Here is a 14,552-nt window from a genome sequence, read left to right on the forward strand (position 1 = left end):
AAATAACTATTAGAATCCATTCGTTTTCTGAGTATGAGCTGTTATAGTCGTATTAATCAGATTTTGATCATGCGTATATATAACGGTTGAAGAGAATTGTTCATTTGTTATGTATGTCAAGTGATATCATTTCTTTATTTTAAATAAGTGTGTTAGTATGTCGTTAACAATAGTTTTTAATATTTTTTATAAAAATATATTTCTAAAAAATAAATAAATTATAGGGATTTAGTTGTATGGTTTTGTTATTTTAAGGGAAACGTGAATATGATTGTGAATACTTTACGAAATATATGAGCATTAAAGAAGTATTAAACACTAAATAAGGGCATGCTTTTAGTAGAAAGAGCTAATATTCCCTGTTTTGTGAAGTAGTGATCATTTTGTTTTTTTATGAAAGCGATATCATATAGTGAGAATTTTTTAAGTGGTTTTGGTAGAATTAAGTCTTTAATAACTAGTAATTCATACAAAATCAGCACTAATAAAAAGTCTATTATTCATTAGCTAGTAGTTGAATAGCGTAAGTAATTAAGAAGAAAAATTATATATCGAAGCCTTTATTAAAAATGATAGTTGTCTTGGTTTGACGCTACAATTTGAAGGGCCATAGTAAATGTAAGAAATACAGTTTACTATGGCTCTTTACTTTATCATGATAATTAATATTTTAGTAAGAAAGAAAAAGATAAATTATTAATTTTCAATAGTTAATCATAGGAAATAGTTTTTAGTATATTTGCAATATTTATTTCGGAAATGTCTTTATGATAAGGGGTGAGATGCATGAGTAAGAAATTAGTTAGGTTTGTTTTTATTCTATCTTTTATAATTTCTAGTTTTTTAGGTATATTTTTAAATTACACTATGCAAGCTGAGTCAGAATCTCTTAACAAAGAAAAAGTTGAATTGATAAAAACGGGAGATATTTTAGCTACAGTTGATTATCACGAGACGGATAAAACTACTTTTTGGAGGTTAGTAATAACAAAATATTCAAGTATGGAAAATCGTATTCTTTCTGTAGGACTATCGTCCCAAGGTGAAGGCATAGGTACACCACAATTATCGGATTTACCAGATACTATTATTGCTGGTGAAGGGAATCAATTTAAAGAAGCAGTACTATCAAAGGAAGAAGCTTCATATACATTTGAGTTTTCAACTACAAAATTACCAAACGATGCAGCAGGCCAAGTTCTTATTAATCTTAATTTAACTCAAATCGATGATAATGGAGTTAACAAAATTATTCTTGATGCCAATACAGATGGAAATTTCCAAATTATTCCAAAGACAATTGACCAAACTAGTGAAATTCCAAAAGAATCGACAGGAAACTCACAAATTGCTGAAGATAAAAATATATCAAATTTTGAAGAAAAGGTCATTCAGAAACAAGAAGTTACTAGCGATATAACTCCTTCAGTTCTTAAAGCAAACGATAATGACATATATCCAACTTTTTATGGTCAGTCGCTTTTCTCCTTGATTCAACCAGCATTTGCGAATCCAAGTGTATTGGACCCTTTTAACTATGTCACTGATCTTTTGGGGAAATACCCTACTCACAACAGCGTTACAGGACAAGGAGCTGAAGTTCGGAATTATAATTACGGAGTTGCAGATAGTACACCATTAATTACAGGTAGAAGTAGGCCAGCTATTGCGAAACCTTCTACAATGTCCGGTCAAGCATTAAATTTCACTACAGGCTATCATGATTATTCAGGTGCTTATTTAAAAAAATGGGTAGAACCAGCTAAAGATCAAAATGGTGTGATTACTGACCCTTCGCTATTCAATGTATATCTAGAAGCCATAGGTGATGGTACTGTTGATAACTCAAAGCACATTGATATTGTAATAGTCATCGATAAATCCAGTACGATGTCTGGAATGCTTGGATCAACTACAAAAGACGTTCAAACTCAAGCGGCTGTCAGAAACTTTGCAGACAAAATGTTTGGTGCTGGTTTAAGTGCAAAAATTGGATTGACTAGCTTCGGCTCAACAAGTAACGCAGGTGATGGCGGTACGCCCTATTCTGATACGGAACTTTTAACAGCATCTTATTCAACTATTAACAATAGTAGTGTTCTTTCTAAAGCACCGTTAGGATATAGGCCAACTGCATTAGGTATACAAAATGGCTTAGCTGCTTTGTATGGTAACGGTTCGAGAAATTCTGCTGACAAATACCTAATCGTGTTAAGTGATGGAGCTCCAACCAAGTATTATCGGCCCGTCCAAGTAAGAAGTAAACCGGTGGGGTCCCCACCAAGTGCTTTCTCTAACTGGGGAGATTTTTTAGCAACAAACAATGGTACGACGCCTGGCGTGAGTTCTGGACCACTGTTTAATTACGATGGTTCATTCATTGCAAATAATGAAAAATACCCAAATAAATTTGGACCGGTTACGTCTGGTAATCCGAGCTTTCCAGCAACAGATGGTGTTTCTGACTTTGAATACCAGTGGACAGGCTATCAATGGGCAGGGACAGGAGATACGACTTCAGCGAAAGATGGAATGGTTTATACAATAGGCTATGAAAACTGGTTGCTTAATCAAGATCCTCAGTATGCTAATCTCTCCTTATATAACATTGGAGTAGGACTTGGTGGCTCAGACAACCTTTCAACTATGGGAAGAAATACGCTGAAAAATTTGGCAAAAGATCCAACTCATTATTCTGGGGCCGATGCTCAAAATCAGGTAGGTGGTATGCTAGCCCGAATTGCTTCAAGTATTACGAAAACAGTAAAAAATGCTCATATTATTGATCCGTTAGGAGACGGGGTTACACTTGTAGGAAATCCTATAGTCAATTCATTTTCAGTGGCCCCTAGTGGTAAAACCGCTTGGAGTGATACATCAATAAATGATCCTAAACAGTTTGTCGTGCTAACAAAATCAGCGGGAGACAGAGGATTAGAGTGGAGCAATATCTATCTTGGTAAAAATGAAGGATTAAGTTTTTCTTATCAAGTACAAATTTCAGAACCGTATCAATCTGGATTATTCCAGCAAACAAATGGAGAAACTTATGTTGAAAATGGGACTACGATGAGTGGACCGCCCTATGATTCAGCTAACCGACTTCATTTCGCTATACCGTCTGCTAGATACAAAGCAACAACTAGTATTACAGTACAGAAAGTCTGGTCAGATAGTACTAATATGTGGGGACTTAGAACACCAGTAACTCTTCAATTGCAACGAATGGTTCCTGGAGGGAGTTACCAGAATGTGTCTGGTGAAACTTATACGATTCAGCCAAGTGCCACAGGGACGCAGTTACAAAATACGTTTACAGGACTAGATAAATTTGATTCTACCGGTCAACGTTACACGTATCAAGTGATTGAAAATGCAGGACCCACGGGGTATGCTACTCCCACATATTCAAATCAAAATTTAACAGTTACAAACGCATTAATAACAACCAATCTAACGTTTAAAAAATTAGATAATGATGGACTAACTGCCTTACCAAATATTGTATTTGAACTAAGGGCAGCTAATGGTCGGAAAATTCAAGCTACATCTAATTCAAGTGGAGTTGTAACCTTTACAGGGATTCCAATTGGGACTCATTCGATTGCAGAGGTTACTGATTTAAATGGCTATCAAGCTTTGCCATCCTTTAAAGCAACTGTAAGTAAGGTTTCAGATACTCTTCTTTCGACTACGTATAATATGGCAGGAGTGCCAGCTGAAATGTATACCTTGTCTGGACAAAATTTAACTGTTATTAATAAATATGAAAAAGGGAAGTTTAGCTTTAAAAAAGTTGGAAATGATGGAGTTACGCCATTAAGTCAAGTTACTTTTGATTTAATGCAAGGAGGATCCGTTGTTCAGGAAGTAACTTCAACAACTAATGGAACAGTTCTTTTTAATAATATTTATCCAGGAAATTATACGCTTAAGGAGGTTAGTTCCGCAAATGGTTATAATTTGATTAGTGATATCCCACTTGTTGTTACAAAAAACAAAAATGATGGGGAGTTCATTGTGCAGGGTCTTCCAGAAGAGAAAAAAGTTCAAAATAAGTTAAAAAACTTTAACCTTTCTCTAAATAAAGTAGCAGTAGACAATCTACAAAAGGGAATAGCAGGAGCTGAATTTTCACTTTACTATCGTGGGAATTTTGTTGAAAAACAAGTATCAGATGTAAATGGAAAAGTTGATTTTAATCAAAATCTCATTCCTGGAAGAAACTATACAGTTAAAGAAACAGCTGTACCAGAAGGCTATTTACCAATCACAGGTGTATTCACGATTCAAGTGAAAACCAGTGGTCAAGTAATAGTTGATTATGCTGGAACGGTATTAACCAATAGTCAAATGAGTGTGGGGTTAACTAGTGGGTCAGGGAACAATACGATTCAATATACAGTGACGAATGATCCAAAACGGCCGCTACCAAGAACTGGGGGAATGGGAATTTATGTGCCCATTACTACGGGAGCAATCGCAATGTTGGTCGCAAGCTTTATCTACATCTATCGAAAATGTAGAAAGGGGGGCGTAAGACAATGAAGACAAAAACATTCCTCTTATCATTCTTTGTAATGATTAGTATGGTGATAATCGTTTTGACTTTGTTTATCTCTTTCCAACAAGTTCAAGCAGGTTCTAAAGAAGCAACGTTCGTTCTTCATAAGCGGGTGTATCAGAATGAAAAAAACATTCCTGTTATTCAAGAGAACGTTCAGTTGCAAGAAAATTCTCCAAAATTAAAGGACTCAAAAGGGATTAATGGAGCCATTTATGCTGTTTATAATGTAAGTAGTGAGTATTGGCAACTGGCTAGTGAAGGAAAAACAAATGACGAAATAGTAATAAAGTTAAAGGAAAATGCCCATACTCTTATAACAGATACTAAAAAAGTAGCGGAGACGGTAACGGAAACTGATCCACTATTTGGTGAAGGTGTGGCAAGGATGAGTTTACCTGAGTTAGTAATGGTGGAGGGTCAAGAGAAATATGGTGTGTACTTGTTTAATGAAGAAAGCTCTCCTATATGGGATGAATTGGAGCATACAGGTGTCTTCATTGTTAGTTTACCAATTAATGAAGTAAATGAAGTGGACCCATTTATTCATTTATATCCTAAGAGCTCCATTCATAATCAAGTACAGTTAACAAAAAAATTGAATGAGAAAAAGCAAAATTTTTCATACGGTGAACCAATTGAATATGTTATTGAATCGACTATTCCTACGAACACAATGTATTTATCAAAATATACATTGTTAGATATCTATGATGAACCATTGGATTATGTGTCAGGTTCTCTTCGGGTTTATATAAACAATGTAGAAAAAAAAGACATCTTTACTTTTATCGAGGATATAAAAAATAATAAGCTGTCCTTGGAAGCTACAGGGGAAATTTTGCGAGAAAGGGGGATTACAGCTGGTTCTAAAGTGAAAGTAGTTTATCAGTTGAGGTTATCAGACTCTGCTGTACCAGATGTACCATATGACAATGCAGTCCGTTTATCCACATTATTTGAAGGAAGCCAACTGCCAGAAGTTATTTCCGAAGCACCTTCAGTTGAGAACGGTGGAAAACATTTTGTGAAAAAAGATATGAACGAGCAAAGTAAAGGGCTAGCGTTAGCAACATTTCTTGTGAAAAATTGGGAAGGAAGCTATCTGGTTGAAAAAAATGGAACTTTTAAATGGAGTAGTAATAAGAGCGATGCCTATCAGCTAACATCAGATGAAAACGGTAATTTTTCTATTAAAGGATTAGCATATGGGAGTTACAAGTTAGTAGAAATAAAAGCCCCTGATGGCTATAAAATTCTAGATGAAGAGATCTCTTTTACTATAGAATCGGGTTCTTATCACATAGGATATCAAGCAACGAGTCCGTTGATGATTGTAAATGCAAAAATAACAAAGGAATCAGAGGTACCTGACGTACCAAAACAGTTACATGGAGAGAATCTTCCACAAATGGGTGATGTAATCTCTACAAGTATTATTGTAATAGGAAGCATACTTTTATGTACTACAATTTTTTATCTGATAAGGAGGAGAAAGAAATGAAGAAGAATAGAATTAGTATGTATAAATTGGTAGGCTTAGTTATTTTTTCATTACTAGTGGTATTGGGATTTGGTGAAAAGTTAGATGTGAAAGTTGAGGCAGCAGAAGCCAGAACGATTATTTTACACAAAAAGAAATTTTCTGAGACCCAAGCAAATGTTCAAAATACTGGGCAACAAATGCCTGTATTTGACAGTGTAGATGGATTGAATGGAATTGAATTTAAAGTTTATGATGTTTCAACAGAATTTTATGATGCTATAACAGCTGGAAATACAGTAGAAAATGCTCAAGCGGTGGTAGCAACTACAGATATTAGCGGGAAAACAGCTGTGGCTACAGGCTTAACTGATGCAAATGGTTCAGAGGATGGCTATTTATCATTCAATTTACCCTCTGTCGATGATAATGGTAAAAATTTAGTGTATTTGGTCACTGAAACAACAAAAGAAGGGGCAAATAAAGCTGCAAATATGGTTGTAGCATTTCCTGTGTATGAGGTGACAGGAACATCCGATGGTAAACTGCTATACGGGGATACCGAATTACAGACCATCCATTTATATCCTAAAAATGTGGTTATTAGAGGGAGTCTAATTGTTGAAAAGAAATCAACAATTCCTGATTTATCTGTAGATGGAGCAAAATTTGTGATTCATAGAAAAGGAGATTATGGTATTTCAGGTACGGAATATTACAAAGTATTAAAAGTAGACGGTATCATTGAGTGGACTACAGATCCTGCTTTAGCAAAACAATTTACAATAACTTCAGGTTCATTTTTTGCAGATGGTCTAGAATTTGGAGACTATTATTTCACAGAGGTAGTTGCTCCTGTTAATCATGGAATTATCAATGCTCAAACAGTGAACCATCCATTTACAATCACAACTAATTCACTAAATGCTTCATTTACTGGAGCAGATGCGGTGAAAAATGATGGTATGGCTATTGCGAAGGTGACGGGTAAAAATACAAATAATGATTATGATTACAATATTGGTGAATCAATCCCTTACAAGATTACTGTACCCATCCCGTTGGGAATTGCAGATGAGCTTTCTGACAATACGAATCGTTATACGAGCTTTGAAATTATAGATACTCATGCTTCTCAACTAACTTTTGAATCTACTGGTTATGTCCTAAAAGCAGATACGACAACAATTAATAGCAGTGCCTATACTGTGATACCAACTGCAACTGGGTTTACAGTCCAACTAAATGCAGGTTTTCAAGCATTGTTGGCAGGCAAGAATAATCTTGTTTTTACCTACAACATGGATTTGAATGGCACCTCGGTTCTTGAGCAAGGTTATGAAAATGCAGCTACAGTAACGACTAATTTATCAACTGCTTCAACAACATCAGAATCAGTTATGACATATGGTAAACGATTTATTAAAGTGGATGCAGATAATAATAACATCCCTTTGGCAGGAACAACATTCATTGTTCGATCATCAGATTCAAATACAGCTAACTATTTAAAACAGGTAGTTACGACAGGACAAGTGACATCAACAACATGGACAGGTAATTCCAGTGAACGAAGAGAATTTTTGACAGATTCTACAGGTGTGATTGATATTGTTGGGCTAAAGGCAGGAACATACTGGCTAGAAGAAGTAACTCCTCCAACAGGTTATGTAAAATTAACCAATAGAATATCCTTCACGGTAAATGCAAATAGTTATTATGATGGGGAGTCAATCCTAACAACAAACGTTGTCAATAAACACAAAGGGACGCTACCTGTTACTGGTGGAATGGGAATTTATGTCATTATTGGAATAGGTGTTTTGGCAATGATTCTTTCAGGTGTTTGGTATGTAAAGAGAAGAATAGCTTAGATTAATAGTTTGTTGAGACAGGGGGAAGAATAATGAAAAGCAGAGTAAAGCTATCCTCAATCTTTATTGGAGCACTTTTTCTATTTGGCTTATTATTGGTTCTTTACCCCTTTGTTTCTAACGGTTTGAACAATTATCTTGATGATAAATTAATTGAAACGTATCAAAATCAAGCAAATAAAAAAAATGAAACAGAGATGGAAGCGGCTAAAAAGAAGTGGGTAGAGAAAAATGAGCAATTGTTAAAGGATGCAAATAACCAAGTGATTGGTGCGGATCCTTTTTCAACTAAGAAAAAAGAATCAGAAAAGCCAGAGAAAAATTTTTATGAACAGCAAACAATTGCTTACCTTAATATTCCTAAAATTAAAGTAAAAGTGCCAGTATTTAATGGTACCAACGATCTATTACTGGAAAAAGGAGCTGGCTTATTGGAAGGGACTTCTTATCCTATCGGAGGAATGGGAACACATGCTGTACTTTCTGCCCATAGGGGATTAGAGACTGCCAAGCTGTTTACTGATTTGCCCAAATTAGTCATGGGTGATACGTTTATTATCACGATAGCTCAAGAAAAACATGCTTATAAAGTAGATAAAATTTCGGTTATTGAACCAGATGATATCGAACTGTTGCGTGTGGTGGATGAGCAAGACTATGTTACTTTAATGACATGTACGCCGTTTATGGTCAATTCCCATCGTCTATTGGTTAGAGGACATCGAATACCTTATACAGAGGAACTGAAGGAGGACGTTAAAAAATCAGAGCATGAAAGAAATAGAGGACAATTATTGCTCATTACATTCTGCTTGATCATTTTTTGTAGCGTTATTTTCTTTACTGTTAGAAAAATCAAAGTTGGAAATAGATAGGCTGGCAAAGTTGTTTATAAAAGAGTAATTAAAAATAATTTGTTGCATTAAATATGGAAGTTCCATATAATTTCGATTCCAAAATGAATGGAACTTTTGGGAGTAGTTGCTTTTTTAGCTGCTCTTTTTTTGTTTAAAAATATTAAAACTTAATTTATGTTTTTAAGATAGGTTAAAATATTGTAGGATTTTGTTAGCTCTATCTATATCCTTACATAGAAAATCAAATATAGGGATGTAAGCTTAATCTCTTATTGGAAAACTCTATAGTAAACAGATATAATTAATAATTTTTTATAAGTGAATAAACATTTTCGAAGTAACGACCATATTGTTCATTTCTATCAAGATGAGTCGATAGTTATTAAATCATACGTAATTCATAATAACTTTGAAAAAACAGACAATTGTATGCTACTCTTAATTATAATAACGTTACAAGTCAAATTTAATTGGAGGGATTAGATGTTTGAATTTCAAAATGTTTGGTTTAAAAAGCAAGGACAATGGATATTGAAAAATATTAATTGGCAAGTAAAGGCCGGTGAACGTTGGGGTATCCTTGGTTTAAATGGTTCTGGAAAAACAACGCTCATGCAATTAATTAATGGCTATATGTGGGCCACCAAAGGTCAAATTACAGTACTAGATGAGGTGTTTGGAAAAACTTCTTTGCCTGATTTACGACGATCCATTGGTTGGGTTAGCTCGGCTTTGCAACAACGATTGTATGAGCATGAAACAGCTGAAGAAATTGTTGCAAGTGGGAAATTTGCTACCATAGGGTTACATGTTCTAGCGACTGAGGAATTAATGAATGAGGCTAAAACGCAATTGATTGCTTCTGGTGGTGAACATTTAATAGGGAAAAAATATGAAGTCTGTTCTCAAGGGCAACGACAATTGATTTTAATTGCTCGAGCGTTGATGGCGGAACCGAAATTACTTATTTTAGATGAGCCTTGTACTGGATTAGATTTAGTCGCTAAACGTAATTTGTTGAATCATATTGATATCTTAGCTCGCCATGCCCCACAAACGACGTTACTTTATATTACCCATCACACAGAAGAACTATTGCCTAGCTTTGACAAAATGCTGCTTTTAAAGTCTGGCGAAATTTTTGCTAAAGGCGCAACGCAGGAATTAATAACGAAAGACTCATTAAGTGCTTTCTTTGAAGAAGAAATAAATGTTGAATTGCAAAAAGATGGACAAGTTACCACGTATTTGAATCGCAGACTTTAAGGGTTAGGCTACTTGTTTAGATGAGAGCTATGGTACAATAAAGGTAGGTTAGAGTCGAAATCCAGTTCTTATGAGCCAACTCAACGATCTTTTGATAGAGCTAACCGGCTCAACAAACTTTTTATCAAGGCCAGTTCTTATGAGCCAACTCTTCGAGAAAAAGATAAAAATTCGAGAGGACAAAAAACGTCCTATCAATTTTTCCTATTTTCTTGTCAGAGCTAACCGGCTCAACAAACTTTTTATTAGGGAGACGATAAAATGCAGGCAATTAAAATGGAAAAACCTGGTAGTTATGATGTGTTAAAAGTAGTAGATATAGACATGCCCATAGCTAAAACGGGAGAATTACTCATTGAAGTCAAAGCTACGGCAGTGAACCGAACAGATATCGTTACAAGAGAAAATAAAAATTTAACTGCGCCTTATCCTATTTTAGGTGTTGAAATTGCAGGAGTAGTCATTGAAAATCATAGTCAGGATCAACGTTTCCAACCGGGGGCTAAGGTTTGTGGACTAGTGAATCATGGCGGTTATGCTAATTATGCAGTTATACCTAGTGAAAGAGCGATGTTGATTCCAGAAAATTTAGATTTTGAAGAAGCGGCAGGGTTACCAGAAGTTTTTTTAACGGCTTATCAAACTTTGTATTGGTTAGGTGAACTTAAAGAAAACGAAACAGTCTTAATTCATGCTGGTGCTAGTGGAGTTGGAACTGCCGCGATTCAATTGGCTAAACAATTGACTAATGCCAAAGTGATTGTCACAGCAGGATCTCAAGAAAAGTTGGATTTTTGTTTACGTTTAGGTGCGGACTATGGCATTAATTACCGTACAGAAGATTTTGCTAAGGAAGTTTTAGCTAAAACGGATGGACAGGGTGCAGATGTCATTTTAGATTTTGTTGGAGCTAGTTATTGGGACCAAAATTTAGCTAGCATTGGCACGGATGGTCGCTGGGTTCTAATTGGAACACTTGGTGGAACTATGATTGAACAAATCAATTTAAGAGATTTAATGCAAAAACGAATCAGTCTAAAAGGAACGTTATTAACGCCACGTAGCGATGCCTACAAAGCTAAGTTAACAAATGAATTTATGGAAAAAGTTTTTCCTTATTTTATGGATAAAAAGATTAAACCAATTATTGATACTGTTTTTCCACTAACAGATGTTCAACATGCGCATCAATATATGGAAAACAACCAAAATATTGGAAAACTTATTTTAAAAATGTATTAACCAAAAAACAATCAGTAAACACAAGCTTACAGGCTTAGTTTACTGATATTTTTGTGTGAAAGAGCAGATACAAAAGAAGGAGTAGTGTGCTATAATAAATGGCGACAATCAAGGCATAAGGAAGTGAAAAGAGTTGGAAAAATGGTTAAAAGAAGATGAGCGAATTGATCGTTTAGTTCGGGCTAATTTAGATATTATTCAAAGTCCAACGGTTTTTTCTTACTCATTAGACGCGGTATTATTAGCTCATTTTGCTAACTTACCTTACAATAATCGTGGGAAAATTGTTGATTTATGTGCTGGAAATGGTGCTGTAGGTCTATTATTAAGTGAAAAAACGCAAAGCCCAATCATTGGAATCGAACTTCAAGAGCGTTTAGCTGACATGGCTCAGCGTAGTATTCAATTAAATCAATTAGAAGAGCAAGTCTCAATTATACAAGCTGATTTGAAAGATGCAACAAAATGGATTGCCAAGGATTCTGTCGATGTAGTGACCTGTAATCCACCTTATTTTTCTTCTCCAGTGACAAGTAAGAAAAACCCTAATCCACATTTAGCTATTGCTCGTCATGAAATTCATACGAACTTAAATGAAGTAATGGCTGTTACAAGCGACTTATTGAAAATGAATGGCAAAGCTTATTTTGTTCATCGTCCAGATCGTTTAATAGAAATTTTAGAAGCAATGAAGCGAAATCGTTTGGCTCCTAAGCGTATGCAACTTGTTTATCCAAAAGTGGGACGCGAAGCGAATATTTTGTTGATTGAAGGAATTAAAGATGGAAAAGAAACAGGTTTTCGAGTGATGCCCCCACTAGTTGTTTATAGTGAGGAAAATACGTATTTACCTGAGATAAGTGAGATTATGTATGGAAGCGAAAATTAGTTATTTTTATGTACTTTGCTGTAAGGACGGAAGTTTTTATGGTGGGTACACGACAGATTTAAGCCGTAGAGAAAAAGAGCATAATGATGGCATTGGAGCAAAGTATACGAAACCGAGTTATCGCAGACCGTTAAAAATGATTTATGCAGAGGGGTTTAGTAGTCGAAGCGCTGCGACCAAGGCTGAGTATGCGTTTAAGAAGCAAACTCGTGCTAAAAAAGTTCAATTTTTACAAGCGGCAGGGGTTGAATTTCCGCTTAACCCAAAGCAAAAATGTCTAGTTAATTTAGATGGAATCGAGGAGGAGTCTAGTAATGCAAAGTCAAAAGAGCTTTCAGGATGAAAGTAGAGGAATGTTGTATTTAATTCCAACGCCAATTGGCAATTTAGAAGATATGACAATTCGTGGCATTCGTCTCTTAAAAGAGGTGGATTTAATTGCTTCAGAAGATACCCGAAATACGCAAAAATTATTAAATTATTTTGACATTACAACCAGTCAAATTAGCTTCCATGAACATAATACGCAAGAACGAATTGGACAGTTAATTGAAAAATTAGAAGCAGGTTTATCGATTGCACAAGTTAGCGATGCTGGCATGCCCTCAATTAGTGATCCGGGGCATGAATTAGTTGTTGCATGTATCGAAGCCGATATTCCGGTTGTACCACTTCCAGGAGCCAATGCAGGTTTAACAGCTTTAATCGCTTCAGGTTTAGCTCCCCAACCTTTCTATTTTTATGGATTTTTACCAAGAAAGAAGAAAGACCAATTGGCCGCCTTAGAAGAGCTAAATCAGCGTCCTGAAACCTTGATTTTATATGAATCTCCTCATCGGTTAAAGGAAGTGTTAAAAGCGATGATTGGTGTTTTTGGTGAAGATCGTAAAATAGTTTGTTGTCGTGAATTAACGAAAAAATTTGAAGAATTTATTCGCGGAACGTTAGTAGAAGCTTTAGAATGGGCCACGGAAAATGAAGTTCGAGGAGAATTTTGTTTAATTATTGAAGGCAATCATCATGGAAGTCTCCTAGCTGAAACAGATCGTTCTTGGGAAGCTCTTAGTTTAAAAGAACATGTAGAGCTATTAATGACTGAACTAGATGTGCCTAGTAAAACGGCAATTAAAGAAGTGGCTAAAATTCGTGAATTAAAAAAACAAGAAGTCTATGGTGCTTATCATGAAATTTAATGAGCTGAATCCTTCGCAAAAAGCTAAAGGGAAAATGTGTTTTAGTTACAGTGGTGGAAAAGACAGCATGCTAGCTTTACATGAGCTAATTGAAATAGGTTATCAACCAGTTTGTTTAGTAACAGCGATTAATTTAGATGTGGAGCGTTCTTGGTTTCATGGAATTAGTGAACCTTTATTAGAAGCAGTTGCTGAAAGTTTAGGGATTCCTTTGTTGAAAATTCGTAGTGATGCAAGATCGTATCAAACTGAATTTATTAAAGGTTTGGAAGAAGCGAAGGCTTTAGGGGCTGAGTATTGTGGATTTGGAGATATTGATGGAGCCGAGAATCGGAAATGGGATGAGGATACGGCAACTGAGGCAGGACTGATTCCGTTATTGCCCTTATGGCAGAGAGATCACGAAAAGTGTGTAGCTGATTTTTTAAATAAGGGCTATAGTGCTGTGATTAAAACGATTAGTAAAAGTTATTCCATTCCTCAAGAGTTACTAGGTAAAACTTTAAATACTGAAATTGTTACTTTTTTGAGAGAAAATGAGCTAGATGTCTGCGGTGAAAATGGTGAATATCATACTTTTGTTGTTGATGGACCTTTATTTAAAAAGCCAGTTGAATTTGAAACGATTGGAATTTATGAAAATGAGTATTGTTATTCATTAAATATTCAGTAAAGCCAGGAGGTATAAGATGGAGTTAAGGAGTGAAGATTTAACTGTACAAGTTGGTGATTTTACCTTTAATCATCGTGCTGCCGGAATTTTGATTCAAGAAGCGGCTATTCTTTTGGAATATTATGAAAAAGAAGACTATTGGGTGTTACCTGGTGGACGTGTTAAAGTTGGAGAAGACTCAAAAATTGGGGTAGAACGTGAATGGCTGGAAGAGTTAGGGCTGGAAGTTAATGGAACACGCTTAATTGCACTAATTGAAAATTTCTTTGTCAATCACAGAACAGGTAGTCAACGTCATTTTCATGAAATTTCGATGTATTATCAATTGGAAAGTAGCACGAAGATTCCTTTTCAAATTGGACAGAAGTTTCATGGGGCTGAAATTGATAAATTAAACTATAGTTGGGTTCCTTTAACCGAATTAGTGAATTTGAATTTTCGACCAGAAATCTTAACAAATTACTTAGTAAATTTACCTGAGTGCCCTGTTCATCTTATTAACCACGAATAG

Annotated in this window: 11 protein-coding genes; all 11 read left to right on the forward strand. The window is 35.3% G+C overall.

What is annotated here, in order from left to right; translation table 11 throughout:
* Positions 1 to 786 precede the first annotated feature (786 nt).
* The 11 genes from BR77_RS13060 (at position 787) to BR77_RS13110 (ending at position 14,552) form a co-directional block, all read left to right on the forward strand.
* Positions 787 to 4,548, forward strand: coding sequence for a vWA domain-containing protein (locus BR77_RS13060; protein ID WP_035065309.1), 3,762 nt, complete (start codon positions 787 to 789; stop codon positions 4,546 to 4,548).
* On the forward strand, positions 4,545 to 6,068 hold the full coding sequence (locus tag BR77_RS13065) for a pilin N-terminal domain-containing protein (RefSeq protein ID WP_035065312.1): 1,524 nt from the start codon (positions 4,545 to 4,547) through the stop codon (positions 6,066 to 6,068). Before BR77_RS13060 ends, BR77_RS13065 begins: the two co-directional genes overlap by 4 nt.
* Positions 6,065 to 7,921, forward strand: coding sequence for a SpaH/EbpB family LPXTG-anchored major pilin (locus BR77_RS13070; protein WP_015077565.1), 1,857 nt, complete (start codon positions 6,065 to 6,067; stop codon positions 7,919 to 7,921). The genes BR77_RS13065 and BR77_RS13070 overlap by 4 nt, the downstream gene beginning before the upstream one ends.
* A 32-nt stretch (positions 7,922 to 7,953) precedes the next feature.
* A complete protein-coding gene (locus tag BR77_RS13075) occupies positions 7,954 to 8,796 on the forward strand; it encodes a class C sortase (RefSeq protein ID WP_015077564.1) in 843 nt (280 codons plus the stop codon).
* A 465-nt stretch (positions 8,797 to 9,261) separates the two neighbouring features.
* Positions 9,262 to 10,044: an ABC transporter ATP-binding protein gene (locus BR77_RS13080; protein ID WP_015077563.1), complete on the forward strand. Its 783-nt coding sequence runs from the start codon at positions 9,262 to 9,264 to the stop codon at positions 10,042 to 10,044.
* A gap of 261 nt (positions 10,045 to 10,305) precedes the next feature.
* The gene (locus tag BR77_RS13085; RefSeq protein ID WP_015077562.1) at positions 10,306 to 11,286 is read left to right on the forward strand and encodes an NAD(P)H-quinone oxidoreductase; all 981 of its coding nucleotides are present in this window, start codon (positions 10,306 to 10,308) and stop codon (positions 11,284 to 11,286) included.
* 133 nt (positions 11,287 to 11,419) lie between these two features.
* Positions 11,420 to 12,175: a tRNA1(Val) (adenine(37)-N6)-methyltransferase gene (locus BR77_RS13090; RefSeq protein ID WP_015077561.1), complete on the forward strand. Its 756-nt coding sequence runs from the start codon at positions 11,420 to 11,422 to the stop codon at positions 12,173 to 12,175.
* Positions 12,159 to 12,518 carry a GIY-YIG nuclease family protein gene (locus BR77_RS13095; RefSeq protein ID WP_015077560.1) on the forward strand — a complete coding sequence of 120 codons (360 nt, stop codon included), beginning with the start codon at positions 12,159 to 12,161 and terminating at the stop codon, positions 12,516 to 12,518. The genes BR77_RS13090 and BR77_RS13095 overlap by 17 nt, the downstream gene beginning before the upstream one ends.
* A complete protein-coding gene (gene rsmI / locus BR77_RS13100) occupies positions 12,490 to 13,368 on the forward strand; it encodes a 16S rRNA (cytidine(1402)-2'-O)-methyltransferase (protein ID WP_015077559.1) in 879 nt (292 codons plus the stop codon). The genes BR77_RS13095 and rsmI overlap by 29 nt, the downstream gene beginning before the upstream one ends.
* A complete protein-coding gene (locus BR77_RS13105; RefSeq protein WP_015077558.1) occupies positions 13,358 to 14,041 on the forward strand; it encodes a Dph6-related ATP pyrophosphatase in 684 nt (227 codons plus the stop codon). The genes rsmI and BR77_RS13105 overlap by 11 nt, the downstream gene beginning before the upstream one ends.
* Before the next feature lie 16 nt (positions 14,042 to 14,057).
* The gene (locus tag BR77_RS13110) at positions 14,058 to 14,552 is read left to right on the forward strand and encodes an NUDIX hydrolase (RefSeq protein ID WP_015077557.1); all 495 of its coding nucleotides are present in this window, start codon (positions 14,058 to 14,060) and stop codon (positions 14,550 to 14,552) included.

The organism is Carnobacterium maltaromaticum DSM 20342, assembly GCF_000744945.1.
Lineage (GTDB): Bacteria > Bacillota > Bacilli > Lactobacillales > Carnobacteriaceae > Carnobacterium > Carnobacterium maltaromaticum.